The 24,206-nt window shown below is 61.6% G+C and carries 22 protein-coding genes; 14 read left to right on the top strand and 8 right to left on the bottom strand.

Annotated elements, in window-relative coordinates; translation table 11 throughout:
• Positions 1-62: 62 nt before the first annotated feature.
• Entirely contained in the window at positions 63-551 is a 489-nt protein-coding gene (locus tag J8G26_RS13225) for an Lrp/AsnC family transcriptional regulator (RefSeq protein ID WP_210569454.1), read from the bottom strand.
• A gap of 138 nt (positions 552-689) precedes the next feature.
• Between J8G26_RS13225 and glmS the strand changes: the two genes are divergently transcribed.
• A complete protein-coding gene (gene glmS, locus J8G26_RS13220; RefSeq protein WP_210569451.1) occupies positions 690-2,675 on the top strand; it encodes a glutamine--fructose-6-phosphate transaminase (isomerizing) in 1,986 nt (661 codons plus the stop codon).
• Here the strand turns inward: glmS and J8G26_RS13215 are convergent.
• Both J8G26_RS13215 and metK read right to left on the bottom strand, forming a co-directional pair.
• The gene (locus tag J8G26_RS13215) at positions 2,662-3,696 is read right to left on the bottom strand and encodes a bifunctional nicotinamide-nucleotide adenylyltransferase/Nudix hydroxylase (protein WP_210569448.1); all 1,035 of its coding nucleotides are present in this window, start codon (positions 3,694-3,696) and stop codon (positions 2,662-2,664) included. The genes glmS and J8G26_RS13215 overlap by 14 nt on opposite strands.
• An 82-nt stretch (positions 3,697-3,778) precedes the next feature.
• Complete coding sequence (gene metK, locus J8G26_RS13210) at positions 3,779-4,969, bottom strand: methionine adenosyltransferase (RefSeq protein ID WP_087743789.1); 1,191 nt, start codon at positions 4,967-4,969, stop codon at positions 3,779-3,781.
• A gap of 132 nt (positions 4,970-5,101) precedes the next feature.
• On the opposite strand from metK, the gene J8G26_RS13205 reads away from it, so the two are divergent.
• Both J8G26_RS13205 and J8G26_RS13200 read left to right on the top strand, forming a co-directional pair.
• Entirely contained in the window at positions 5,102-5,950 is an 849-nt protein-coding gene (locus J8G26_RS13205) for a lysophospholipid acyltransferase family protein (RefSeq protein WP_210569446.1), read from the top strand.
• On the top strand, positions 5,947-6,816 hold the full coding sequence (locus J8G26_RS13200; protein WP_210569443.1) for a lysophospholipid acyltransferase family protein: 870 nt from the start codon (positions 5,947-5,949) through the stop codon (positions 6,814-6,816). The genes J8G26_RS13205 and J8G26_RS13200 overlap by 4 nt, the downstream gene beginning before the upstream one ends.
• Before the next feature lie 49 nt (positions 6,817-6,865).
• Here the strand turns inward: J8G26_RS13200 and J8G26_RS13195 are convergent, their stop codons facing one another.
• The gene (locus J8G26_RS13195; RefSeq protein ID WP_087743795.1) at positions 6,866-7,774 is read right to left on the bottom strand and encodes an alpha/beta fold hydrolase; all 909 of its coding nucleotides are present in this window, start codon (positions 7,772-7,774) and stop codon (positions 6,866-6,868) included.
• A 50-nt stretch (positions 7,775-7,824) separates the two neighbouring features.
• Positions 7,825-8,568, bottom strand: a complete 744-nt coding sequence (gene yihA / locus J8G26_RS13190; RefSeq protein WP_210569440.1) for a ribosome biogenesis GTP-binding protein YihA/YsxC — start codon at positions 8,566-8,568, stop codon at positions 7,825-7,827.
• A gap of 72 nt (positions 8,569-8,640) precedes the next feature.
• Between yihA and J8G26_RS13185 the strand changes: the two genes are divergently transcribed.
• The 5 genes from J8G26_RS13185 to J8G26_RS13165 all read left to right on the top strand — a co-directional run bounded on the left by J8G26_RS13185 (position 8,641) and on the right by J8G26_RS13165 (position 14,743).
• Positions 8,641-9,282: a c-type cytochrome gene (locus J8G26_RS13185; protein WP_087743801.1), complete on the top strand. Its 642-nt coding sequence runs from the start codon at positions 8,641-8,643 to the stop codon at positions 9,280-9,282.
• Between the two features lie 132 nt (positions 9,283-9,414).
• Positions 9,415-11,553 carry a cytochrome c biogenesis protein ResB gene (locus J8G26_RS13180; protein ID WP_210569438.1) on the top strand — a complete coding sequence of 713 codons (2,139 nt, stop codon included), beginning with the start codon at positions 9,415-9,417 and terminating at the stop codon, positions 11,551-11,553.
• Between the two features lie 8 nt (positions 11,554-11,561).
• Positions 11,562-12,896 carry a c-type cytochrome biogenesis protein CcsB gene (gene ccsB / locus J8G26_RS13175; RefSeq protein ID WP_210569436.1) on the top strand — a complete coding sequence of 445 codons (1,335 nt, stop codon included), beginning with the start codon at positions 11,562-11,564 and terminating at the stop codon, positions 12,894-12,896.
• A gap of 153 nt (positions 12,897-13,049) precedes the next feature.
• Complete coding sequence (gene msrP, locus J8G26_RS13170) at positions 13,050-14,054, top strand: protein-methionine-sulfoxide reductase catalytic subunit MsrP (RefSeq protein ID WP_210569434.1); 1,005 nt, start codon at positions 13,050-13,052, stop codon at positions 14,052-14,054.
• Between the two features lie 47 nt (positions 14,055-14,101).
• The gene (locus J8G26_RS13165) at positions 14,102-14,743 is read left to right on the top strand and encodes a protein-methionine-sulfoxide reductase heme-binding subunit MsrQ (protein WP_087743808.1); all 642 of its coding nucleotides are present in this window, start codon (positions 14,102-14,104) and stop codon (positions 14,741-14,743) included.
• A gap of 89 nt (positions 14,744-14,832) precedes the next feature.
• On the opposite strand, the gene J8G26_RS13160 is transcribed toward J8G26_RS13165, so the two are convergent.
• Positions 14,833-15,660, bottom strand: coding sequence for an MBL fold metallo-hydrolase (locus J8G26_RS13160; RefSeq protein WP_087748156.1), 828 nt, complete (start codon positions 15,658-15,660; stop codon positions 14,833-14,835).
• A 124-nt stretch (positions 15,661-15,784) separates the two neighbouring features.
• Positions 15,785-15,988, bottom strand: a complete 204-nt coding sequence (locus tag J8G26_RS13155) for a lipoprotein (RefSeq protein WP_210569432.1) — start codon at positions 15,986-15,988, stop codon at positions 15,785-15,787.
• Positions 15,989-16,000: 12 nt separating this feature from the next.
• Here J8G26_RS13155 and cyaY point away from each other — a divergent pair, with 12 nt between their 5' ends.
• Entirely contained in the window at positions 16,001-16,330 is a 330-nt protein-coding gene (gene cyaY / locus J8G26_RS13150; RefSeq protein WP_210569429.1) for an iron donor protein CyaY, read from the top strand.
• A 141-nt stretch (positions 16,331-16,471) separates the two neighbouring features.
• On the opposite strand, the gene J8G26_RS13145 is transcribed toward cyaY, so the two are convergent.
• Positions 16,472-18,871 (bottom strand): penicillin-binding protein 1A, encoded by a 2,400-nt coding sequence (locus J8G26_RS13145; RefSeq protein WP_210569428.1) that lies wholly within the window; start codon positions 18,869-18,871, stop codon positions 16,472-16,474.
• Between the two features lie 269 nt (positions 18,872-19,140).
• Here J8G26_RS13145 and J8G26_RS13140 point away from each other — a divergent pair, with 269 nt between their 5' ends.
• Genes J8G26_RS13140 through J8G26_RS13120 form a run of 5 tightly spaced genes read left to right on the top strand, consistent with a single transcriptional unit; the run spans position 19,141 to position 24,183 of the window.
• On the top strand, positions 19,141-20,220 hold the full coding sequence (locus tag J8G26_RS13140) for a pilus assembly protein PilM (RefSeq protein WP_087743816.1): 1,080 nt from the start codon (positions 19,141-19,143) through the stop codon (positions 20,218-20,220).
• The gene (locus tag J8G26_RS13135) at positions 20,217-20,837 is read left to right on the top strand and encodes a PilN domain-containing protein (protein WP_087743818.1); all 621 of its coding nucleotides are present in this window, start codon (positions 20,217-20,219) and stop codon (positions 20,835-20,837) included. Before J8G26_RS13140 ends, J8G26_RS13135 begins: the two co-directional genes overlap by 4 nt.
• 3 nt (positions 20,838-20,840) lie before the next feature.
• Positions 20,841-21,509: a type 4a pilus biogenesis protein PilO gene (locus tag J8G26_RS13130; protein ID WP_087743821.1), complete on the top strand. Its 669-nt coding sequence runs from the start codon at positions 20,841-20,843 to the stop codon at positions 21,507-21,509.
• The gene (locus J8G26_RS13125; protein WP_087743824.1) at positions 21,506-22,048 is read left to right on the top strand and encodes a pilus assembly protein PilP; all 543 of its coding nucleotides are present in this window, start codon (positions 21,506-21,508) and stop codon (positions 22,046-22,048) included. Before J8G26_RS13130 ends, J8G26_RS13125 begins: the two co-directional genes overlap by 4 nt.
• Positions 22,045-24,183 carry a type IV pilus secretin PilQ gene (locus J8G26_RS13120; RefSeq protein ID WP_210569426.1) on the top strand — a complete coding sequence of 713 codons (2,139 nt, stop codon included), beginning with the start codon at positions 22,045-22,047 and terminating at the stop codon, positions 24,181-24,183. The genes J8G26_RS13125 and J8G26_RS13120 overlap by 4 nt, the downstream gene beginning before the upstream one ends.
• Positions 24,184-24,206 lie beyond the last annotated feature (23 nt).

The following is a 24,206-nucleotide window of genomic DNA, read 5'->3' as shown; positions in this document are numbered from 1 at the left end:
GGGCGCTTGCCGCAGGTGGCATGCGTTCGGATTACTTCAAAAATGATAGCTGAAAGTGCTTGTCAGATAAGCGATAGAAGCACTTTTGTCTCAAATTTTGCGCGGCGCGTGGCAAAAAAGGCTTTGACGTTGCGCACATTGGCATCGCCCGTGAACAGGCGCTGCGACAGCGCCAGGTAGCCCGGCATGTCGCGCGTGTGCACCACCAGCACGAAGTCTGGGCCCGGCGACACGCGCCAGCACTGCTGCACGCAGTCTTCGGCCACGGCGCGGGCCTCAAAGGCGTCCAGCCATTCGGCGCCCTGGCGGTCGAGCGTCACTTCCACGATGGCCGACAGCCCGTGGCCCTGCAGCGCCGCCAGCCGGTCGGGTTGCAGCAGGGCCACCTGGCGCTCGATCAGCCCGGCATCGTGCAGGCGCTTGACCCGCCGCAGGCAGGTGGGTGGCGACACATGCACCTGCTGCGCCAACGACTGGTTGCTCTGCGCGGCGTCGGTTTGCAGAAGGTTGAGCAGCTGCAGGTCTGTGGCATCTAGCGATATTTGTTCCATGCATTGATTAGAAATGAATTTAAATTTCATTCATAACGACTGGTGAAATTTAAGTTCAAATCTTTGCAAATATCAATCGAATATTTTTCGGTAGGCTGCCTACCATCGCCCCATCTTTTTCCAATTGAGGCAACCACCATGTGCGGCATCGTCGGCGCGGTCTCCACGCGCAACATCGTTCCCATCCTCGTCCAGGGCCTGCAGCGGCTCGAATACCGGGGCTATGACTCGTGCGGCGTGGCCGTGCATGCCGCCAGTCTGGATGCCACGCGCCATGGCACGGCAGACGGTGGGCTGCAGCGCGCCCGCAGCACCGCCCGTGTGGCCGAGCTGCTGGAACAGGTGCAGGCCGACCACCTGGAAGGCGCCACCGGCATTGCCCATACCCGCTGGGCCACGCACGGCGCGCCAGCGGTGCACAACGCCCATCCCCATTTCAGCCACGGCACGGGCAGCGACGCCGCTGCCGGTCCGGCGCTGCCGGGCCAGCCAGCTGAAAGCGACCCGGCGCGGCCGGGCCGCGTGGCCCTGGTGCACAACGGCATCATCGAAAACCACGAAGAGCTGCGTGCCGCCCTGCAGGCGCGCGGCTATGTGTTTGTGAGCCAGACCGACACCGAAGTCATTGCGCACCTGGTGGACAGCCATTACAGCGGCGACCTGTTCGACGCCGTGCGGGCCGCCATCGCCGAACTGCAGGGTGCCTACGCCATTGCCGTGATCCACAAGGACGAACCCCATCGCGTGGTGGGCGCGCGTGCGGGCTCGCCCCTCATCCTGGGTGTGGGCAAGGATGCGAGCGAAGGGGGTTCTGCGTCCCGCGAGCATTTCCTGGCCAGCGACGCCATGGCCCTGGCCGGCGTTACCGACCAGATCGTGTACCTCGAAGAGGGCGACTTGGTGGATCTGCAACTGGGCCGCTACTGGATCGTGGGCAAAGACGGCGCGGCGTTGACGCCCGCACAACGCCCCGTGCGCACCGTGCAGGCGCACAGCGGCGCGGCTGAGCTGGGGCCTTACCGCCACTACATGCAAAAGGAAATCTTCGAACAACCGCGCGCCATTGCCGACACGCTCGAAGGCGTCGCGGGCATCGTGCCCGAGCTGTTTGACGGCGCGGGCCTGCATGGCGAGCCGGGCGCTGCCGCCTGGCGCGTGTTCAAGGAGATTGACAGCGTGCTCATCCTGGCCTGCGGCACCAGCTATTACAGCGGCTGCGCGGCCAAATACTGGCTGGAGGAAATCGCCGGCATTCCCACCCAGGTGGAAGTGGCCAGCGAATACCGCTATCGCACCAGCGTGCCCAACCCGCGCACGCTAGTGGTCACCATCAGCCAGTCGGGCGAGACCGCCGACACCCTGGCCGCCTTGCGCCACGCGCAAAGCCTGGGCATGCAACACACGCTGACCATCTGCAACGTGGCCACCAGCGCCATGGTGCGCGAATGCAAGCTGGCCTACATCACCCGCGCGGGTGTCGAGATCGGCGTGGCCAGCACCAAGGCCTTCACCACGCAGCTCGCTGGCCTGTTCTTGCTGACGCTGGCGCTCGCCCAGTCCAAAGGCCGCCTGAGCGAAGCGCAGGAAACCGCCCACCTCAAGGCCATGCGCCACCTGCCCGTGGCCCTGCAGGCCGTGCTGGCGCTCGAACCCCAGGTCATCAGCTGGTCCGAAGACTTTGCCCGCATGGAAAACGCCTTGTTCCTTGGCCGTGGGTTGCATTACCCCATCGCGCTCGAAGGTGCCCTCAAGCTCAAGGAAATCAGCTACATCCACGCCGAGGCCTATCCTGCGGGCGAGCTCAAGCACGGCCCCCTGGCCCTGGTGACCAGCGCCATGCCGGTGGTCACCGTGGCGCCCAACGACGCGCTGCTTGAAAAGCTCAAGAGCAACATGCAGGAAGTGCGCGCGCGCGGCGGCGTGTTGTATGTGCTGGCCGATGCCGACACCCACATTGAAAGCAGTGAGGGCATCCACGTCATCCGCATGCCCGAACACTACGGCCACCTCAGCCCGTTGTTGCATGTGGTGCCGCTGCAGCTGCTGGCGTATCACACGGCCTGCGCGCTCGGCACCGATGTGGACAAACCCAGAAACCTGGCCAAGTCGGTTACGGTGGAGTAATGATCAGAAAATGGTCCAGCATGTGGAAGTGGTCTTCAAAGAACTCTTCCTCCATCGCGGCCAGCTTTGCCACAGCAACCCACTCCACCTGCATGGCGTCGTCATCGGCCCGCACGGCCGGAAACGGCGCATCGCCCAGGTCGAAGTAATGCGCATGCGTGATGGTGCGTCCGCGCTGGCTGCGGTCGGGGTGGTCGAACACCGCCACCGACTGCAGCGCCGCTCGCATGCGGGCTTCGGGAAGTGTGCAATGGGTCTCTTCGGCCAGCTCGCGCAGGCATGACTGCCACACGGTCTCACGCTGCTCGATGAAGCCCCCCGGCACCGCTCGCTGGCCCTTGCCGGGCGCGTGGGCGCGGCGGATCAGCAGCACATGGTTCTGGCAGCGCACCACGGCATCCACGGTGACGAACACCGGTGGGTAGGGCGCTGCAGACCACGCCTCGCTGTAGCCGCGCAGCATGCGCCACTCTTCCTGCAGCGCAGGGTAGTGGGCGGTTTGGGCAAAGCGTTCCAGAAAGCCCAGGGTGCTTTCGGGCATCTGGGTGGCCAGGTCGTCCAGACTGGCACGCACGGTGCCAGGCGTGGCGCCAAAGTATGCATCGCGGATGGCCGTGGCATCGATGCGGCCCTGGCGGTCCACGTTGATCAGCTCCCAGCCAGGAAAGGCGCTCAGATAGCTGCTGGTCGCATCCTTGAAGTGGCCCACCAGGCCGATGCGCGCATCCGTCGGTGTCATCTGGGCCACGCCATTGCGCACGGCCCGCACCCACACGGCCTCGTCGTAGTAGTCGCGCATGGGCAGCACCTGCACACGGGCCCGGTCGGGCCCGGTCAGGGCGCCCAGCATCATGTCGGCGCGCTCATGCCAGGTGAATGGGTTCTTGGGCGAGCGTGCCTGCCAGGCCGACCCCATCACCACGATCACGCTGCGGGCGCTGGCGAGTGCACGCTGCAGCAAGGCCATGTGGCCGTTGTGGACGGGCTCAAAACGCCCGATGTAGATGGCGGTGTCGTACATGTGTCTCCGTTCTTTTGGGGCGTTCGGCACGTTGACGGGCCGGTCGCTGCCCACCGTGCCGCAGCACGGTGGGCTCAGACTCTCAGAGCCCCGCAGCCGCGCGCAGCGCCGCAGCCTTGTCTGTGCGTTCCCAGCTGAACTCGGGCTCTTCACGCCCGAAGTGGCCGTAGGCGGCCGTCTTTTCGTAGATGGGGCGCAGCAGGTCCAGCATCTGGATGATGCCCTTGGGGCGCAGGTCGAAGTGCTCGCGCACCAGTGCGGCCAGGCGCTCGTCCGACACCACGCCCGTGCCTTCTGTGTACACCGTGATGTTCATGGGCTCGGCCACGCCGATGGCGTAGGCCACCTGGATCTGGCACTGGCGCGCCAGGCCTGCAGCCACGATGTTCTTGGCCACATAGCGGGCGGCGTAGGCGGCCGAGCGGTCCACCTTCGTTGGGTCCTTGCCGCTGAAGGCACCGCCGCCGTGGGGGCAGGCGCCGCCGTAGGTGTCCACGATGATCTTGCGGCCGGTCAGGCCGCAGTCGCCCTGCGGGCCGCCGATGACAAAGCGGCCCGTGGGGTTGATCAGGTAGCGCGTGTTCTGCAGCCATTCCTTGGGCAGCACGGGCTTGATGATCTCTTCGATGACGGCTTCAGTGAAGCTGGCCTTCATCTTGGTTTGCGTTTCGCTCTGGTCGGGGTGGTGCTGGGTGGAGAGCACCACGGTGTCGATGCTGTGCGGCTTGCCATCCACATAGCGCATCGTCACTTGCGACTTGGCATCGGGGCGCAGGAAGGGCAGGCGGCCGTCCTTGCGCAGCTGGGCCTGGCGTTCCACCAGGCGGTGCGCATAGTAGATGGGCGCGGGCATCAGCTCGGGCGTCTCGTCGCAGGCGTAGCCGAACATCAGGCCCTGGTCGCCGGCGCCGGTGTTCAGGTGGTCGTCGCTCGCGTGGTCCACGCCCTGGGCGATGTCGTTGCTTTGCTTGTCGTAGGCCACCAGCACGGCGCAGCCACGATAGTCAATGCCGTAGTCGGTGTTGTCGTAGCCGATGCGCTTGATGGTGTCGCGCGCAATTTGAATGTAGTCAGGCGTCTGGGCATCGGACCGGATGCTGATTTCGCCCGCCAGAACCACTAACCCGGTATTGGTCAAGGTTTCTGCTGCAACCCGTGCTCGTGGGTCTACCTTGAGGATCGCATCGAGAATCGCATCCGAGATCTGGTCAGCCACCTTGTCGGGGTGGCCTTCGGAGACGGATTCCGAGGTAAAGAGAAAGTCGTTCGCCATTTGAATAAACTCCTGTGTTCCGGCATCTGGGGCGTTGCCCTCACCCCGAAGGAGCTTTGGCGAACGCTTTAGCAGATTTTTTTAACGTCGCCCTGCAAGTTGCTCATTTAACTCAGCGACCCGTCTATTTTAATGCCAGTCGTCTTTCGATTTTTTTCTGCATTTCCACTGTGGTTGCTGCATGTCATGGGTGCGGCCATGGGCTGGGTGGCGTTTTGTGCGTCGCCCGCGTACCGGCGCAGGTTCCTGGCCAACTCGGCGCTGGCCGGTTATTCGTTTGGCGCGGTGCGCGCGGCTGTGGCGCATGCGGGCCGCATGGTGGCCGAGTTGCCTCGGCTGTGGCTGGGTGCGCCCTTGCCCTGCGCCATGTCGAACGAGGCCTGTGTGGAGCAGGCCTACGCCGCCGGGCGCGGCATTGTGTTCCTCACACCTCACCAGGGCTGTTTCGAGCTGTCCGCGCAAGTCGCGGCGCGGCACTGGAGCGCGGCGCGCGGGCCCATCACGGTGCTCTACCGCCCGGCGCGCCAGCCGTGGCTGGCCACCGTGATGGCCACCGCACGCAATCGCCCCGGCATGCTGGCGGTGCCCACCACGCTGTCGGGTGTGCGCCAGATGATCAAGGCGCTGCGCCGTGGCGAAGCCGTGGGCCTGTTGCCCGACCAGGTGCCGCCCGATGGCCAGGGCGTGTGGTCGCCCTTTTTTGGCCGCGATGCCTACACCATGACGCTGGCTGTGCGCCTGGCCCAGCAGACCGGCGCGGCCGTGGTGCTGGCGCGCTGCGAGCGCCTGCCCTGGGGCTGTGGTTTTGTCACCCACTTCGAAACCTTGCCCGCGCCGCTCGATGAGCGGCTGGAGGCTGCTGTCTTGCAAATCAATCAGGCCATGGAACATCTCATCCGCCAATGTCCCGAGCAATACCTGTGGGGCTATGCCCGCTACAAGCAGCCGCGCGCTGAAGCCGCTGCCGGGGGCGCCGCATGACGGGGCGCCTGGGTGTGTGGTTCATGCGGGTGCTGGCGCATGTGCCCTTGCCCGCGCTGCGGGCGCTGGGCTGGTGTCTGGGCCAGTTGGCGTACCTGCTGGCCGTGCCGCGCCGCAAGGTGGCCCTGCGCAATCTGGCGCTGTGTTTCCCCGATGAACCCGTTGCGCAACGGCGCCGCTGGGCGCGCGAAACTTTCGTGGTGTTCAGCCAGGCCTGGCTCGATCGCAGCTGGCTGTGGTTTGCCCCGCGCGAGGTGGTGCAGCGGCGCGTGAGCTTGCAGGGTGCGCTGGCCGAACTGGAGGGCGACACCCCCACCATCATCTTTGCCCCGCATTTCTATGGCATGGATGCCGGGGGCACGGCGCTTACGCTGCACACGCCGCGCGCATTCACGTCCATCTTTTCCACCCACCCCGATCCGGCCGTGGATGCCTGGTTCATGGCGGGGCGCCAGCGCTTTGGCGATGTGCGCATGCTCAACCGGGCCGATGGCGTCAAGCCCATCATTTCCAACCTGCGCAAGGGCGGGCTGCTGTACCTGCTGCCCGACATGGACTTTGGCCGCAACGACTCGCTGTTCGTGCCGTTCTATGGCGTGCAGGCCGCCACCGTGCCATCGCTGCCCCGGTTTGCGCGGCTGGGGCGCGCCAAGGTGATTGCCATGGTCACCCGCCTCACGCCCACGGGCTACTGCGCCGAGATTTCACCCGCCTGGCCCGGCTACCCCAGCGACGATGTGGCGACCGACACGGCCCTCATGAACGCCAACCTGCAGCGCTACATCGACGTGTCGCCCGGGCAGTACTACTGGGTGCACAAGCGCTTCAAGACGAGGCCCGAAGGCGAGCCTTCTGTGTATTCCTGAAAATTTGAATCAAATTGGCCGCCAGCGCTTATATATCAAGCGCAGGCAGCTATTGTTTTGATTGCAAAAAGCGCTGCAACTCCAAGGCTACGCGTTCCGGGTGTTCATGGACGATCCAGTGCGATGCGCCTTCCACACGCTGCAACTGCAGCTGCGGCACCCAGCCCGGCAGACCGTCGAGCAGACCCGGCAGCAGCGCGGGGTCGTCCATGCCCCACAGCACCAGCGTGGGCACATCCACCGTCAGCATCGATTCGGGCAAGGTGATGGCTTGTGCGGCCGGGTCACCCGCGCGCGGTGGGCGCAGGGGGCTGGCGCGGTAGTAGTTGCAGGCGCCGGTCAGGCCGCGCTGCCACAGGTCGCGGTATTGGGCGCGCACGGCGGGGGTGAGCCAGTCGGGGGCGCGGCCATCGGGGGTGTTGAAAAAGGCGAACAGGCGGTGAAAGTCGTCTTCGGCCAGCAGCGCCTCGGCATCGGGTCTGCACAGAAAGTGCATGTACTGGCTGGCCGCCTGCTGCGCGGGGTTGTGCTGCAGTTCGCGCACAAAGGCGCCCGGGTGCGGCGAATTAAAGATGGCCAGCCGCTTGAGCCACTGCGGTTGCTGGTTGGCCAGGTTCCAGGCCACCGCACCGCCCCAGTCGTGGGCCACCAGGCATTCCAGCGCGCCGCCAGGGCATTCGGCGGCGATCAGCGCGACAAGATCCTGCACGAGGTGCCTGGCGCGGTAGGCCGCCAAGTCGGTTGGACTGCTGGATGCGCCAAAGCCGCGCAGGTTGGGCGCCACGCAGCGGTAGCCGCCGTTTTCAGGGCGCGAAAAATGCAGCAGCAGTTCGTCCCAGATGAAGGCTCCCTCGGGGAACCCGTGCAGAAACAGCAGCACCGGGCGCCCGGGTGCGCCGCTCACGCGGCATTGCAGGGTGATGCCATGCGGCAGGGCCAGGTCTTGAATAGAAATCATGGTGCTATGCATTCAGTAGCTGCTGCCGCTTTATGCATAAGCGCCAGCGCCTAGTTTGGCTGAGAATCCTCTGGGGCTGCTGGGGCGGGCTCGGGCGCTGCTTCTGGGGCCTCGCCTGCGGGCAACACCGGGTGTGCCCATTGCCACAGCAGCTGTGCCACTTCGTCCACACCCTGCTTCTTGAGGGCCGAGAACATCTTCACCTCGCCGCCGCCCGCGTGCAGTCGCGTAATCGACAGGATCTTGGCCTGCTCGGCGCGCGTGAGCTTGTCGGCCTTGGTCAGCACGATCAGGAATTTCAGGCCTTCCTCGACGCGCGGGCGCACCACTTCGAGCAGGGCTTCGTCCAGTTCGGTCAGGCCCAGGCGTGGGTCGCACAGCAGCACGATGCCTGTGAGGCCGGGGCGGCTGACCAGATAGTTCACCATCACTTGCTGCCAGCGCACCTTGTCCGAGCGCGACACGGCGGCATAGCCATAGCCGGGAAGGTCGGCCAGAACCGCATCGGTCACGCCCTGCTTGCCCAGCGAGAACAAATTGATGTGCTGCGTGCGGCCGGGTTTCTTGGAGGCATACGCCAGCTGCTTTTGCTGTGTGAGCGTGTTGATGCAGGTGGATTTGCCGGCGTTGGAACGGCCCACGAAGGCGATCTCGGGCACGTCGATCGGGGGCAGATGGTGCAGTTGCGCGGCCGTGGTCAGGAACCTGGCGGTGTGCATCCAGCCCATGGCGATCTTGGCGTCGGGTGCGGGCGGAAGGGAGCCAGCAACTGGCGCGGTGGAGGTTGTCGTCATGGAAAATTCGAATGCGTTGGGGCCTCATTGTAGAATCGCCTGGTTTTGCGCACCTCAATACACACCCTCGATATGAAGTTGCTCGCCTCTATGCTGATGGCTGCCGCACTGGCAGCACCCGCTTTCCCGGCCTTGTCTGCGGGCGAAACTCCCGCGGCGCCGACCAAGGCGGCCAAGCCGGACCTGGTCAAGGGCGAAGCCAGCTTCACAGCGGTGTGCGCTGCATGCCACGGGGCAGATGGCAATTCCACCATTGCGGCCAACCCGAAGCTGTCGCAGCAGCACCCGGAATATCTGCTCAAGCAGTTGAAAGAGTTCAAGTCCGGCAAGCGCAACAACGCCGTCATGGCGGGCTTTGCGTCGATGCTGACAGAAGAGGACATGAAGAACATCGCTTACTGGGCAGCTTCCAAGCCTGCCAAGGCCGGCGCCGCGTCCGACAAGGACCTGGTGGCCCTGGGTGAGCGCATCTACCGCGGCGGCATTGCAGACCGCCAGATTGCCGCCTGCGCAGGCTGCCACAGCCCCAACGGCGCCGGCATTCCGGCCCAATACCCCCGCCTGTCGGGCCAGCACGCCGACTACACGGCGTCGCAACTGAAAATGTTCCGCGACGGTTCGCGCGCCAACAGCAACCAGATGACCCAGGTGGCTGCCAAGCTCAACGACCGTGAAATCAAGGCGGTGGCCGACTACATTGCCGGTCTGCGCTGAGGTTTTGTGATCTCTCCGGCCCCGCCAGGCGGGCAGCCTGGAACCAACCGCCAATAACAAACCCCAAAAAGGGCGGGCCCATCGTTCAGATGGCCCCGCCCTTTTCCTTTAGTGCCCGCGTTCACCCCTCTCATGTCTGACACAACCCAAGGCGTTCAAGTCCGGTCTGGCCCCCAGGCCCTGCGTGCAGGCATCGAGCTGCTGTCTTCCATGCGGTTTGCCATTTCGCTGCTGACGGTGATCTGCATCGCGTCGGTCATTGGCACGGTGCTCAAGCAGCATGAGCCTGCGGTGAACTACGTCAACCAGTTCGGCCCGTTCTGGGCGGAGCTGTTTGCGGCCATCCAGCTCAATGCGGTGTACAGCGCGTGGTGGTTCTTGCTGATCCTGGCCTTTCTGGTGGTCAGCACCTCTTTGTGCATCGCCCGCAACACCCCCAAGATCCTGGTGGACCTCAAGGTCTACAAGGAAAACATCCGCGAGCAAAGCCTCAAGGCCTTCCACCACAAGGCGCAGGCCGAACTCGGCGGGCCCGCGGAAGTCGAGGCACGCCGCATTGGCACCTTGCTGGCCGGTGGTGGCTGGAAGGTGCGGCTGCAGCAGCGGGATGCGGCCCAGGGCGCGGGCTGGATGGTGGCGGCCAAGGCGGGGGCGGCCAACAAGATTGGCTACATCGCCGCGCACAGCGCCATCGTGCTCATCTGCCTGGGTGGGCTGTTCGACGGCGACCTGATCGTTCGGGCCCAAATGCTGCTGGGCGGAAAAACACCGTATGCCGGCAGTGGCCTCATTTCCGAGGTAAAGCCCGAGCACCGCCTGTCCGAGCGCAACCCCACGTTCCGCGGCAACCTGGTGGTGGCCGAGGGCACGCAGTCGAGCACCGCCATCCTGAGCCAGTCCGACGGCGTTTTGTTGCAGGAGTTGCCCTTTGCCATCGAACTCAAGAAGTTCATCGTGGAGCATTACTCCACCGGCATGCCCAAGCTGTTCGCCAGCGAGATCGTGATCCACGACAAGGAGACGGGCGCGAAAACGCCCGCCCGCATCGAGGTGAACCACCCCGCCAGCTACAAAGGGGTCGAGATCTACCAGTCGAGTTTTGACGACGGCGGCTCGCACCTCAAGTTGCGCGCCATGCCCATGGTGGCGGGGGCCAAGCCATTTGATATCGAGGGCACGGTGGGCGGATCGACCGAGTTGGTCGGCAAGGGCGGTGCCACGGGCGGCGAAAAACTCACCCTCGAATTCACGGCCCTGCGCACGATCAATGTCGAGAACCTGGGCGGTGCAGCAGGCGCGACAGGATCGGGCGTCGATGTGCGCAAGGTCGATCTGCGCGAGTCGGTGGAGTCGCGCCTGGGTGCCGCCAACAAGACCGTGACCAAGAAAGAGCTGCGCAATGTGGGCCCCAGCGTGACGTACAAGCTGCGCGATGCGGCCGGTCAGGCGCGCGAGTTCCACAACTACATGCTGCCTGTGGACACCGGCGATGGGGTGCCCGTGTTTTTGCTGGGGGTGCGCGAGAACCCCGCCGATCCGTTCCGTTACCTGCGGGTTCCTGCCGACGACCAAAGCTCCATGGACGGGTTCATGCGCCTTCATGCTGCGCTGGGTGACCCGGCGGCGCGTGAGCAGGCCGTGCGCCGTTATGTGGCGCAGGCGGTGGAGGCGTCGCGCCCCGAACTGGCCGAGCAGCTGACGCAGTCCGCGTTGCGGGCGCTGGCGCTGTTTGCCGGCAGCAACGGGCCCGAGGGCAAAAAGGTGGGCGGCTTGCCGGCCATTTCTGATTTCATGGAAGCCAATGTGCCCGAGGCCGAACGCGCGCGTGCCGGCGAGGTGCTGGTGCGCATCCTGAACGGCGCCCTGTTCGAGCTGGCCCAGCTCACGCGTGAGCGTGCTGGCCTCAAGCCACTGGAACAGAGTGACCAGACACAGACATTCATGACGCAGGCGGTGCTGTCGCTCAGTGATGCGCAGATCTACCCGGCGCCGCTGGTTTTTGAGCTCAAGGACTTTACCCAGGTGCAGGCCAGCGTTTTTCAGGTGGCGCGCGCCCCTGGCAAAAACATTGTCTACCTGGGCTGTGCCTTGCTGATTCTGGGTGTTTTTGCCATGCTTTACGTGCGCGAGCGCCGCGTATGGGTGTGGGTGGCACCGCGGGGGGAGCAGTCGCACGCTCTGATGGCGCTGTCCACCAATCGCAAGACCATGGACGGCGACCGGGAGTTCGTCCAGCTCGCTGACAAACTGATCGGGGCTCGTCCCCACTGAGGCAACGCATGAATACCGCCACCACCACCATCTCTCTCAACGAGGGGTTCTTTTCCCGCCGCAACTGGTTCGACTGGCTGTTCGCCGCCATCGTGGCCACGGGGGGGCTGTATGCGCTGCAACGCTATGGCAGCTACATGGATGTGTACGAAAAAGGCATCCTGCTGGCTGCCATTCCCTGCACCGTGTGGCTGGGCTGGTTCTGGCGCCCGCTGCGGGTGTTGATGCTGGTGGTGGTGGCGCTAGCCCTGGTGGCCATCGGTCTGTACCAGCAAGATGGCGCGGGCAGCCTGGCACGGGCCGAGACCGTGTTCGGCCTCAAATACTTTTTGTCCAGCCAGTCGGCCATTTTGTGGATGAGCATGCTCTTTTTCATGAGCACGGCGTTTTACTGGATGGGCATGTTTGCGCGTGGCGAAGGCCACACCCTGAGCCTGATTGGTTCGCGCATTGCGTGGGTGGCCGTGGGCATGGCGCTTATTGGCACACTGGTGCGCTGGTACGAAAGCTACCTTATCGGCAGCGATGTCGGCCACATCCCGGTGAGCAACCTCTACGAAGTGTTCGTGATGTTCTGCTGGATGACGGCGGCGTTCTATCTGTACTACGAACAGCAGTACGGCACGCGCGCTCTGGGCGGCTTCGTGATGCTCGTGGTCAGTGCCGCCGTGGGCTTTTTGCTCTGGTACACCGTGGTGCGCGAGGCGCACGAGATCCAGCCCCTGGTGCCCGCCCTCCAGAGCTGGTGGATGAAGCTGCATGTGCCCGCCAACTTCATCGGCTACGGCACCTTCGCGCTGGCGGCCATGGTGGCCTTTGCCTACCTGATCAAGCAGCAGGCCAGCGAGACCCGGTGGTACAAGCTGGCGCCCCTGTGGCTGCTGGGCGTGGTGCTGTGCTTTGAGCCCATCGTTTTCCGCCAGGGCGCAACCGAGAGCGGCGGCAGCTACTGGATGGTCTATTTCGGCGTTTCCGCCCTCATCGTGGCGGGCATTCTGTTTGGCCGCAAGCGCATTGCGGCGCGCCTGCCGTCGTTCGAGATCCTGGACGATGTGATGTACAAGTCCATCGCCGTGGGCTTTGCGTTCTTCACCATTGCTACCGTGCTGGGCGCCCTGTGGGCCGCCGAGGCCTGGGGCGGCTACTGGAGCTGGGACCCCAAGGAAACCTGGGCGCTGATCGTCTGGCTCAACTACGCGGCCTGGCTGCACATGCGCCTCATGAAGGGTTTGCGCGGCACCGTGTCCGCCTGGTGGGCGCTGGTCGGGCTGGTGGTGACCACGTTCGCGTTTCTGGGCGTGAACATGTTCCTGAGCGGCCTGCACAGCTACGGCACGCTCTGATGGTGTGATGGTGTGATGGTGTGATGGGGTATCGGCCCTGCGGGGCAGCAACCCTTGCGTCTCGGGTGTAACCTGGGCGTTCCAGGGAACGAACTGGCAGTTGCTCGGCTCTACCGCACAGCCGTTTCCACCCAAGAATGACCGGAGCCTCCCATGCTGATTCCATCGCGCGATTCGGGTTTCAAGCACCCGCATTCCTCCGAAATCACCCCGCGCGCGGTCTACGAAGACCGTCGCCACATGCTCAAGCTGATGGCAGGCGGTGCCGCTGGCGCCGCGTTGGCTTCCTGGGCCGGCCGCGAGGCGCTGGCACAACAAGCCCAGGTGGTGCGCCCCGGCAAACTGGCAGCGCTGGCGGGCGCCCGGTCGACCGTGGCGGGGGGCGTCACCATGGAGAAGTTCACCGACTACAAGGACGCGAGCACCTACAACAACTTCTACGAGTTCGGCACCGACAAGGCCGACCCCGCCCGCAATGCCCACACCCTCAAAACCACACCCTGGACGGTGGAGGTGGAAGGCCTGGTCAAGAAGCCCGGCAAGTACGGCATCGAAGACCTGCTCCGGCTGAGCGCGCAGGAAGAACGCATCTACCGCCTGCGCTGCGTGGAAGGCTGGTCCATGGTCATCCCCTGGGTGGGCTACTCGCTGGCTGAGTTGATCAAGCGCGTGGAGCCGCAGGGCAGTGCCAGATACGTGGAATTCGTCACGCTGGCCGACAAGGCCACCATGCCCTATGTGGGCTCGCGCGTGCTCGACTGGCCTTACACGGAAGGCCTGCGCATGGACGAGGCCATGCACCCGCTCACCCTGCTGGCCTTTGGCATGTATGGCGAGGTGCTGCCCAACCAGAACGGTGCGCCCGTGCGCCTGGTGGTGCCCTGGAAATACGGCTTCAAGAGCGCCAAAAGCATCGTCAAGATCCGTTTTGTCGAGAAAGAGCCGGGCACCGCCTGGAACAAGGCAGCCAGACAAGAATATGGGTTTTATTCCAACGTGAACCCCAACGTGGACCACCCGCGCTGGAGCCAGGCCACCGAGCGCCGCATTGGCGAAGACGGCCTGTTTGCCAAGAAGCGCAAAACCCTGATGTTCAACGGCTACGAGGCCCAGGTGGGGCAACTCTACGCCGGCATGGACCTCAAGAAGTTCTACTGAACCCCGCCGCAGCTGCCCGCCAGGCCAAGCGACCGGTCTGCTGCGCCATGAGAAAACTCCTGCTCCATCCGGCGGCCAAGCCGGTGCTGTTCGTGCTGTGCCTGCTGCCCTTGTCGTGGCTGGTCTATGCGGCCGCCACCGACCGCCTGGGCGCCAACCCCGCCGAAGCCCTGATCCGCGCCACCGGTGACTGGACCTTGCGGGCCCTGTGCATGGTGCTGGCCGTGACACCGCTGCGCGTGATGACCGCCAGCCCGCAACTGGCGCGCTTTCGGCGCATGCTGGGTCTGTTTGTGTTTTTTTATGCGCTGCTGCACCTGTTGAGCTACAGCGGGTTTGACATGGGATTCGATCTTGCCGAGATCGCCCGCGACATTGCCAAGCGGCCCTTTATTCTGGTGGGCTTTCTGGCGTTTTGCCTGCTCATGCTGTTGGCGGCCACCTCGTTCAACCGCGCCATCCGGGCATTGGGCGGGCGCCGCTGGCAGGCCCTGCACCGGGCGGTGTATGCGGTGGCCGGGCTGGCGATCCTGCATTTTTTCTGGATGCGCGCCGGCAAGAACGACTTTGCGGAAGTGGCCGTGTATGGCGCCATCCTCGCGGCCCTGCTGGGCTGGCGTCTGTGGCGGCGCCTGGCCAACCGGAGCGCCCGGCCGGTGGGGCGGAGCAGGCCCGCCGCACCGGATTGATTGCTATTATAAATATAGCTGCTTGCGCTTTACCAGTAAGCGCTAGAGCCTATTTAGACTAAAACTTCAGGCGTTGACCGCTTGCAGTTTCAGGCGTTGACCGCTTGCAGTGCCGGCCGCAGTTGCCGGCTCACCGGGTCGATGTGGTCGGTCGGGATCTGGTAAGCGCGATCATCGAACAAATCAATGCCGCACATGAGGTTGTCGATCCAGTCCAGAAAATCGTTGATGGCCTTCTTGCCCATGATGGGCGCGCCATGCTGGGGCACCAGCATGGCGATGTCCAACTGGCGCGCCATGCGCACCCACAGCCGCAGGATCTTGTTGGACACCATGTAGCGCCGGTGAAAAGCCTCCATGCGCGGGATATGCGGGGCCAGATCGGTGACCGGAATACGCGCCTCGGCCCCCGACGTCATCGACACCCCGAGATCGCCCGTGAACAGGATGCGGCTGACCGGGTCGTAGAAATGGAAGTTGCCTTCGGAATGCATGAAGTGCGCTGGCAGCAGCACCAGTTCATGGCGCCCCAATGGCAGATGCCCGCCACCGTCCGGCACGCCGATCACCCGGTTTTCCGTCTTGCCCACTTTTGTGAAGTGCGGCGCAAACCGCTCCCACACCCGTGAAATCACCAGCGAAGCCTTGGTGCTGGTCATCCAGCGGTCGAGTGAGGCAATGATGTCCGGATCGGCGTGCGATGCGATCACATACGCCAGCTTGCTGGGCGCGAAATGCTTGGACATGGCCAGGAACAGTTCATTGAAGGCAAGGTTGCCGCCGGGGTCGATGATGGCGCCGGTGCCGTCGTCAACAATCAGGAACTGGTTGGCTTGAACCGCCTGCCCATCCTCCTCGATGAGGTCGGTGAACATCAGGCAGGCGTGATTCTTGTCGCGATAGAGTTCCAGGGCCATGTCGATGCTGCGGTGCAATAAAACACCGACTGTACGATGGCCCTATCTTCAGTGCTTGATAAAAATCAAGCCCGCTGTCCTTCACGCCGTTGACCCTGGCGCAGTGGTAGCGGGCCGAACGCCATTACTGCGGCACCGACGCGGGGGGCGTGGGGGTGGTTGCCGGTGCGGTCAGTACAGGCGAGAGGGTTTCAGGCAGCGTGGCGCGTTGCCTGGCCTCGGGCGCGCCGGGCAGGTACAAGGGGCCGCGCTGGCCACAGCCCGACAATGCCGCCGCACTCGCAGCAAGGGCAAGGGTACTGACTAGAATTTGGGAAGCTCTCAACATGCGTAAATTGTAATGACCGACCTTGAATTTCTGGACCAGGCTGAAAAACTGCTGCTCGCGGTGGAGCGCAGCTGCGATCGCATCAACGACACGGGCGACGCGGATGTGGACAGCCAGCGCACGGGCGGCATGGTGACGCTGACGTTTCCCAACCGCAGCCAGATCATCATCAACCTGCAAAAACCCCTGCATGAGGTGTGGATGGCGGCCAAGTCGGGCGGATACCACTACCGGTTTGACGGCGCTGTCTGGCAAGACACCAAAGGTGCCGGTGAATTCTTTGACCGCCTGAGCCAGGATGCCGCGCAGCAGTCTGGCACACCGCTTCGATTCGAGGCCTGACAAGGCGCATCGCTCTCTTCCCCCGCCACAATCGCTGTATCCGGCGGGATGTGCCCCAGCCTTGCCGGGGCAGGGCCAGGGGACGATGGTCAGATGGGATGTCCGTGCGGAGGGCGCCGCACGACTTGCGGGTGTGGAGATTCAGTTGCGGAAGAGATCGAGGATGCGATTGCGCTCTTCGGTCGGCGGCGGCGCTTGCGGTGCCACGGTGGACGCAGCGGTGCCCCGGTCTTCCAGGCCCAGGTTCGCCACCCCCGCATTGCGCGCATATTCCTCATAGAACCACTCACCACCGACATTCACCACCCCCGGCGGCACGGTGGTCTCCATGACGGGCACGCCCTTGAGTGCGCGCTCCATGAAATTGATCCATACCGGCAGGCTCAGCCCGCCCCCGGTTTCCCTGCTGCCCAGGTTGCGGGGCTTGTCGTAGCCAATCCAGGTCACTGCGGCCAGTGTGGGCTGGTACCCGGCAAACCACGCGTCTACTGAGTCATTGGTGGTACCTGTCTTGCCGTGCAGGTCCGGCCGCTTGAGGGTGGCTTGCGCCCGTGCTGCAGTTCCTGTGCGCGCAACATCCTGCAGCAGGTTGTCCATGATGAAGGCATTGCGTGCATCAATGGCGCGGGGTAGGTCGTTGACTGTGGGAGGCGGGTTTTCGGAGATCACGCGGCCTTTGTGGTCGGTCACGCGTGCAATCAGCCACGGGTTGACGCGATAGCCGCCATTGGCAAATACCGAGAACCCCGACGCCATCTGCAACGGTGTGACCGAACCCGCTCCCAATGCCATGGTCAGGTAAGCGGGATGCTTTTCAGCGTCGAAGCCGAAGCGGGTCACCCACTCCTGCGCCGTCTTGGGGCCGACCGCCTGAAGGATGCGGATGGAGACCATGTTTTTGGATTTGGCCAAACCCGTGCGCATGGTCATGGGACCGTCGTATCTTCCGTCGTAGTTCTTGGGTTCCCAGGGCTGGCCGCCGGTCACGCCCGCATCAAAAAAGAGGGGAGCGTCATTGACGACTGTGGCGGGAGTGAAGCCCTTTTCCAGTGCGGCGGAGTAGATAAAGGGTTTGAAGCTCGACCCCGGCTGGCGCCAGGCCTGCGTTACATGGTTGAACTTGTTCTTGTCAAAATCAAAGCCGCCCACCAGCGCATTGATGGCACCAGTGCGCGGATCCAGCGCCACGAAGGCGCCTTCCACCTCGGGCAACTGCGTGATTTCCCAGGTGTTCTTGGGCGTCTTGACCACGCGAATCACGGCACCCCGGCGAATCTTGATGTTGGGCGGGGCCTTGTCGCTCAGCCCGGACTGGGCTGGTTTGAGCCCGTCGCCCGTGATTTCAACAGTGTCCCCGTTCGCGCGCGCAGCCACGATCTTGCGTGCGGTGGCCTCCAGCACCACCGCTGCCATGACATCCCCGTTGTCAGGATGGTTGGCAAGCGCTTCGTCGATGGCGTCCTCCACCTCTTCTGGAGCGTTGGGCAGGTTCACGAATTGCTCGGGACCGCGATACTGCTGGCGTCGCTCGTAATCCATGATGCCGCGCCGCAGGGCCGCGTAGGCGGTATCCTGGTTGGCCGCGTTCAGCGTGGTGTACACATTCAGGCCGCGGGTGTAAGCCTCATTGCCATACTGGTTGAAGATCAGTTGCCGCACCATCTCGGCCACATATTCGGCGTGGACGCGGGTGTTGTCCTGTCCTGAGCGGATTTTGATTTCTTCCTTCTTTGCGGCCGCAGCTTCTTCGGCCGTGATGAAACCGTTTTCCTCCATCCGTTCAATGATGTAGAGCTGGCGTGACCTGGCGCGCTTGGGGTTGCTGATCGGGTTGTACGCAGAGGGCGCCTTGGGCAGCCCCGCCAGCATCGCTGCCTCGGCGATGGAAACCGACTTCAGCGGTTTTCCAAAATAGGCCTCGGATGCGGCGGCAAATCCGTAGGCACGGTTGCCCAAATAAATCTGATTCATGTAAATCTCGAGAATTTGGTCTTTTGTGAGCAAATGCTCGAGTTTGAATGTCAGTAATATTTCGTAAATTTTCCGCGTAAATGTTTTTTCTGATGACAGATAAACATTCCGAGCCACTTGCATGGTGATGGTTGAAGCGCCCTGGCTTTTGACGCGCCCCAAATTGGCAAGGACTGCGCGCAGCATTCCTTTGTAATCCACGCCGCCATGCTGGAAAAACCGGGTGTCTTCAATGGCCAGCACCGCATTCTTGACCACGGCGGGAATCTCCCGGATGGGTGTCAGGTTGCGCCGCTCTTCGCCAAACTCCCCCAGCAGCGCGCCTTCGGATGAGTACACCCTGAGCGGCAGCTTGGGCCGGTAGTCCGCAAGATCAGAGACGTCGGGGAGATTGGGGTAGGCCATGGCGAGCGCCACACCAATGACCAGCAGCAAGGCCAGCCCTCCAGCCAACCCGAGCCCGCCGATCCACAGGAAGGCGCGAAAAATCCAGCGTAGCCAGCCAGGGCGTCGGTCGGTCGCCGAAGCGTCTGGCTTGTGAGGTTGCTTGGGGGAGTTGGGGGGCGCCATATCGCTTCGGAAGGAAAAGAGCCGCCATTATAAAAAACGGCAATCTCGGGCTGGTTTATTGGGGACGGACCACGCAGGCGCGGGCCGCCCACAGTGGCGGATGACTACGTCAAGTGCATTGCAGCACGGTTAAGAATCGTCTGCTTTTGGCAACGCCCGAAAGAATGCGGGTGGCTAAAACGCTTTGCCCGAGAACTATCTTACTGATAGCATTCATGTGAAATGTTAAGTTTTGTTGCGTCATTTTGGCAAGTTACAGGAGACCAATTTTGATCTCAACGGGGTCTTTTTTTAGTCGCCAGTCCGCACCGCTGCTGGGTATCGACATCAGTTCCTCCAGCGTCAAGTTGGTGGAGCTAGGGCGCGACAAGGGCGGTGGGCTGGTGCTCGAGCGCTGCGCCATCGAACCGCTGGAGCGTGGTTGGATCACAGACGGTAACATCGAAAAATTCGATGAGGTTGCTGATGCATTGCGCCGGCTTGTCAAAAAGAGTGGCACCCGTACCAAGAACGTTGCCTTGGCGCTGCCTCCATCGGCGGTGATCACCAAAAAGATCACTCTGCCCGGTGGCATGACAGAGCAGGAGCTCGAGGTCCAGGTCGAGTCCGAGGCGAACCAGTACATTCCCTTTTCCCTGGACGAGGTCAGTCTGGATTTCTGCGTTATTGGGCCTAGCAAAAATGCGCCCGGCGACGTGGATGTGTTGATTGCGGCCTCGCGGCGGGAGAAAGTGCAAGACCGGCAAGGTCTTGCCGAGGCGGCGGGGCTCAAGCCAGTGGTCGTCGATATCGAATCGTACGCGTCAAGGCTTGCTGCTGGACGATTGATCGAAGCGCTGCCCAACAAAGGGGTGGACGCCCTTGTCGCATTGTTTGAAGTCGGGGCGCTTACCACGAGTTTGCAGGTCATCCGCAATGAAGAGGTCTTGTACGACCGGGACCAGGCATTCGGCGGGGCGCAATTGACGCAACTTATCGTGCGGCAATACGGGTTTTCCGTCGAAGAGGCCGAAAGCAAGAAGCGCAACGGGGACTTGCCAGAGGACTACCAAACAGCGGTGCTTCGACCATTTGTGGAAAGCATGGCCCAAGAAATTGGTCGAGCGCTGCAATTTTTCTTTACCAGTACGCCGCACAACCGTGTTGATCACATCATGCTGGCTGGCGGATCGGCGCCGCTGCCGGGTTTGACGGAGGCGGTCACCCGTCAGACTGGTTTTGCGTGCAGTGCTGTGAATCCGTTTGACGGAATGGAGATTGGAAGTTCCGTCCGTTTGAAAAAGATGGTGCGTGAAGCCCCTTCATATCTCACTTCATGTGGTTTGGCTATGCGGAGGTTTCTGCAGTGATTTTGATCAATCTGCTCCCGCACCGGGAGGCTGCGCGTAAACGCAGGCGCGAGGCTTTTCAGGCAACGATGTTTGCATCGTTTCTGCTGGGTCTTGCTATCGCAGGAGCTATCTATTGGTGGTTCCAGGTCATGATTACAGACCAGCAGGAGAGGAACAGTTTTCTTCAGCGTGAAATCCAGGTCCTTGATGGGCAAATCAAGGAAATTGCGTCCATCGAAGAGGAAATTGCTTCTTTGCGCGCACGGCAGAAGGCTGTGGAGGATCTGCAATCAGACCGGAATTTGCCGGTACATCTGCTGAACGAACTCGTCAGGCAGTTGCCGGATGGCGTCTACATCACCAGCATGAAGCAAGATGGCCAGACCATTTCCATGCAAGGCATGGCGCAATCCAATGAACGCGTTTCGGAGATGCTGCGCAACCTTACCAACAACACCCCCTGGTTTTCTAAACCGGAACTGGTGGAAATTGTCGCCAGCAACGTGGCATTGACACCTCGGGACCAGCGTCGTGTTGGTGCTTTCAATTTGAAATTTCAGCTCATGCGATCCAGTGAGGCGCAAAAAGCCATGGATGCTGCTAGCTCGACTGTTGCTGCCTCTGCGGGAAAGTAGCGTATGGCAAAAACACAAGCTTCAAAAATTGATTTCGCTGCACTGCAGAGCAATCTGCAGCGGCAGTTTAAAAATCTGGATCCCAAAGATCCATCGCTTTGGCCGGTTTTGCCGAAGTTTTTGCTCTGTGCATTCATCGCACTCGGTGTTGCTGCCGTACTCTGGTTTGTCCAACTGACAGATTACCAGGCAGAGCTTGAATCGGAGCGTGGCAAGGAAGTGGTTCTTCGCGAAGACTATACGAAGAAACTTGTAAAGGCTGTAAGTCTGGATGCGCTCAAGAAGCAGCGCGAACAGATACAGCAGTATGTGATCCAGCTTGAAAAGCAATTGCCCAGCAAGGCGGAAATGGCTGCCTTGCTGTCAGATATCAACCAGGCGGGATTGGGGCGGAGCTTGCAATTTGATCTATTCCGCCCTGGTCAAATCGTCGTCCGAGATTATTACGCGGAACTCCCGATTGCCGTGAAAGTGACGGGAAAGTACCATGACATGGGTGCATTTGCATCGGATGTTGCGCATTTGTCCCGTATTGTGACTTTGAACAATATTTCGATTGTTCCGGCGGGGAAGGAGGCTGGCATGTTGTCCATGGATGCCACCGCGAGAACTTTCCGCTACCTGGATCCTGAAGAGGTTCAGGCGCAAAAAAATGCCGGAGGAAAGAAATGATGTGGACCGGTCGTTTTGCTTTGATTTTATGTGCAGGGGTTTTAAGCGGTTGCGGTCCAGCGGGAGAGGATGAATTGCGCCAATGGATGGCCGATCAGCGCGCCACTACCAAGCCGCGCATTACCCCCCTTTCCGAGCCCAAGCAGTTCCAGCCGCAAGCATATACGGTAGAGAATGGTATTGAGCCGTTCAATCAACTCAAGCTCACGCAGGCATTGCGGCGCGATTCGGTTCAGATCGCCTCCAATGCAACGTTGATTGCTCCTGAAATGGCGCGCAGGAAAGAGCCATTGGAGGCATTTCCGCTGGACGCCATGACGATGGTCGGTAGCCTGAACAAAACCGGAACACCTACGGCGCTTCTCAAAGTCGATAATTTGCTGTATCAGGTTCGGGTGGGAAATTACCTTGGTCAAAATTATGGAAAAATTACCAAAATATCCGAAACGGCAATTAGTTTGCGCGAAATAGTGCAAGACGCCACCGGGGATTGGATAGAGCGCACCGCATCGCTTGACCTGCAAGAGGGAAAGAAATGACAACGAAAAATATCTGGATGATGAATCACTACAAAAGTGCGATCTTTGCGGTAGTGACTACGCTGGCAGCAACAGCTGCCATGGCACAAAGTGCCATCGAGGCAGTCACTGGCACGATGCAAGGTGGCGCAGAAGTGGTTCGTGTTGAACTATCTCAGCCACTCTCGGCAGTGCCTACGGGTTTTGCAATTCAGTCACCAGCGCGCATTGCACTGGATTTTCCTGGAACCACCAATGCAATGGGGCGGTCCGTTGTCGATGTGAACCAGGGAAACTTAAAGTCTATCAATGTCGTACAGGCGGGCGATCGGTCACGCCTCGTTTTGAATCTCAAGCAAGCCACTTCCTACCAGGCTGAACTGCAAGGCAAGACGCTTCTTATCTCTTTGTTGCCCGTTACCACTTCGGCAGCAGCTTCGCAGCAGTCCTCCACCACGATATTCGCAGAAAGCGGCAGCAGCGATACGCTTCCTTTGAAAGACGTTGATTTCCGCAGAGGTGCAGATGGTTCTGGTCGCATTGTTGTCGGCCTTGCCAACAGTCAGGTCGGTGTTGATCTTCACCGCCAGGGCAAGGGGCTGACTGTCGATTTTCTCCGCTCATCCTTGCCTGAAGGACTGCGTCGGCGTCTTGATGTGACAGATTTCGGAACGCCCGTTCAAATGGTGACAACATCCCAACAGGGTGACCGTGTGCGAATGGTGGTGGAACCCGTTGGCGACTGGGAGCACAGCGCCTACCAAAGCAATAACCAATTTGTTGTGGAAATTCGCCAAAAGAAGGTGGATTTGAGCAAATTGACCCAGGGGCCTGGCTACAGCGGTGAAAAACTCTCGCTGAATTTTCAGAATATTGAAGTCAGATCTTTGCTTCAAGTCATTGCAGATTTCACCAACTTTAATATTGTCACATCGGACACCGTGACTGGTGCCTTGACGCTGCGATTGAAAGATGTTCCATGGGACCAAGCCCTCCAGATCATCATGGATGCCAAGGGCCTGGGCATGCGCAAATCGGGCACCGTCTTGTGGATTGCGCCCAAGGACGAAATCGACGCGCGCACCAAGAAAGACTTTGAAGCTGCGCTGGCCATCCAGAAACTGGAGCCCCTCAAAACGCAAGCCTTCCAGCTCAATTACGCCAAAGCGGCAGACATGGTGACGCAGCTCACCACCAGCTCCAGCGGTGGCAGCGGTTCTACCACCCGCTTCCTGACCGAGCGCGGAAGCGCCATTTCAGAGCCCCGCACAAACCAGCTGTTTGTGACCGACACGCCCACCAAACTCGAAGAAGTGCGTCAACTGCTCTCAACGCTGGATATCGCAGTGCGCCAGGTTTTGATTGAAGCGCGCATTGTTGAAGCGCGGGACACGTTTGGTCGCTCGCTGGGGGTGCGCTTGGGCGGCACCGACCTGCGCGCCAATCGCGGTGGCGATGGTGGCTACAGCGTGGGCGGCAACAACCGCGTGGCGTTTGGCACCAGTTACAGCAATGCGGTGGCATCCAGCGGCGCGGGCGGCACCACCAGCACCGATGGCAATTTTGTCAACCTGCCTGCCAGCCTGTCCAACGTCAGCAGTGTGGGGAGTTTTGCCCTCTCCATATTCAACTCCGCTGCCAACAGATTCCTGACGCTGGAACTCTCGGCCATGGAAGCCGATGGCAAGGGCAAAATCGTATCGAGCCCGCGCATCATCACCGCCGACCAGACCAAGGCCTTGATCGAGCAGGGCACCGAATATCCTTATTCAGTGACCGCGCCCAACGGCGCCACCACCCTGGCCTTCAAAAAGGCGGTGTTGAAGCTGGAAGTGACCCCGCAGATCACCCCCGAGGGCAGCATCATTCTCGACCTGGACATCAACAAAGACAGCCGGGGCGAAACCACCACGCAGGGTGTAGCCATCGACACCAAGCACATCAAAACCCAAATCCTGATCGAAAACGGCGGAACCGTGGTGATTGGCGGCATTTTCGAAATGGAAGACACCAATCAGGAAAACAAGATTCCCGTGCTGGGTGATGTGCCGGTGGTGGGCAATTTGTTCAAGAGCAGGACAAGAGAGTCTTCTAAGCGTGAAATGCTGGTTTTCATTACGCCAAAGGTCATTACTGACCGTGGTCCAGTGCGGTAAATAGATTAATTGTTGGGGAAAAA

Origin of the sequence: Acidovorax sp. JG5 (assembly GCF_017939685.1) — a bacterium.
Lineage (GTDB): Bacteria > Pseudomonadota > Gammaproteobacteria > Burkholderiales > Burkholderiaceae_C > Acidovorax.
Note: the sequence above shows the minus strand (reverse complement) of the source record. Positions and strands in the feature narration are given on the sequence as shown.

What these genes read in the sequence shown, in the direction of transcription:
- J8G26_RS13165 (WP_087743808.1), top strand. Translation starts at nt 14,102, where the DNA reads ATGAGAAAACTCCTGCTCCATCCGGCGGCCAAGCCGGTGCTGTTCGTG.
- glmS (WP_210569451.1), top strand. Translation starts at nt 690, where the DNA reads ATGTGCGGCATCGTCGGCGCGGTCTCCACGCGCAACATCGTTCCCATC.
- J8G26_RS13155 (WP_210569432.1), bottom strand. Translation starts at nt 15,988, where the DNA reads ATGTTGAGAGCTTCCCAAATTCTAGTCAGTACCCTTGCCCTTGCTGCG.
- J8G26_RS13160 (WP_087748156.1), bottom strand. Translation starts at nt 15,660, where the DNA reads ATGGCCCTGGAACTCTATCGCGACAAGAATCACGCCTGCCTGATGTTC.
- J8G26_RS13205 (WP_210569446.1), top strand. Translation starts at nt 5,102, where the DNA reads ATGCCAGTCGTCTTTCGATTTTTTTCTGCATTTCCACTGTGGTTGCTG.
- J8G26_RS13195 (WP_087743795.1), bottom strand. Translation starts at nt 7,774, where the DNA reads ATGATTTCTATTCAAGACCTGGCCCTGCCGCATGGCATCACCCTGCAA.
- cyaY (WP_210569429.1), top strand. Translation starts at nt 16,001, where the DNA reads ATGACCGACCTTGAATTTCTGGACCAGGCTGAAAAACTGCTGCTCGCG.
- metK (WP_087743789.1), bottom strand. Translation starts at nt 4,969, where the DNA reads ATGGCGAACGACTTTCTCTTTACCTCGGAATCCGTCTCCGAAGGCCAC.
- J8G26_RS13215 (WP_210569448.1), bottom strand. Translation starts at nt 3,696, where the DNA reads ATGTACGACACCGCCATCTACATCGGGCGTTTTGAGCCCGTCCACAAC.
- msrP (WP_210569434.1), top strand. Translation starts at nt 13,050, where the DNA reads ATGCTGATTCCATCGCGCGATTCGGGTTTCAAGCACCCGCATTCCTCC.
- J8G26_RS13180 (WP_210569438.1), top strand. Translation starts at nt 9,415, where the DNA reads ATGTCTGACACAACCCAAGGCGTTCAAGTCCGGTCTGGCCCCCAGGCC.
- ccsB (WP_210569436.1), top strand. Translation starts at nt 11,562, where the DNA reads ATGAATACCGCCACCACCACCATCTCTCTCAACGAGGGGTTCTTTTCC.
- J8G26_RS13200 (WP_210569443.1), top strand. Translation starts at nt 5,947, where the DNA reads ATGACGGGGCGCCTGGGTGTGTGGTTCATGCGGGTGCTGGCGCATGTG.
- yihA (WP_210569440.1), bottom strand. Translation starts at nt 8,568, where the DNA reads ATGACGACAACCTCCACCGCGCCAGTTGCTGGCTCCCTTCCGCCCGCA.
- J8G26_RS13120 (WP_210569426.1), top strand. Translation starts at nt 22,045, where the DNA reads ATGACAACGAAAAATATCTGGATGATGAATCACTACAAAAGTGCGATC.
- J8G26_RS13130 (WP_087743821.1), top strand. Translation starts at nt 20,841, where the DNA reads ATGGCAAAAACACAAGCTTCAAAAATTGATTTCGCTGCACTGCAGAGC.
- J8G26_RS13125 (WP_087743824.1), top strand. Translation starts at nt 21,506, where the DNA reads ATGATGTGGACCGGTCGTTTTGCTTTGATTTTATGTGCAGGGGTTTTA.
- J8G26_RS13145 (WP_210569428.1), bottom strand. Translation starts at nt 18,871, where the DNA reads ATGGCGCCCCCCAACTCCCCCAAGCAACCTCACAAGCCAGACGCTTCG.
- J8G26_RS13185 (WP_087743801.1), top strand. Translation starts at nt 8,641, where the DNA reads ATGAAGTTGCTCGCCTCTATGCTGATGGCTGCCGCACTGGCAGCACCC.
- J8G26_RS13225 (WP_210569454.1), bottom strand. Translation starts at nt 551, where the DNA reads ATGGAACAAATATCGCTAGATGCCACAGACCTGCAGCTGCTCAACCTT.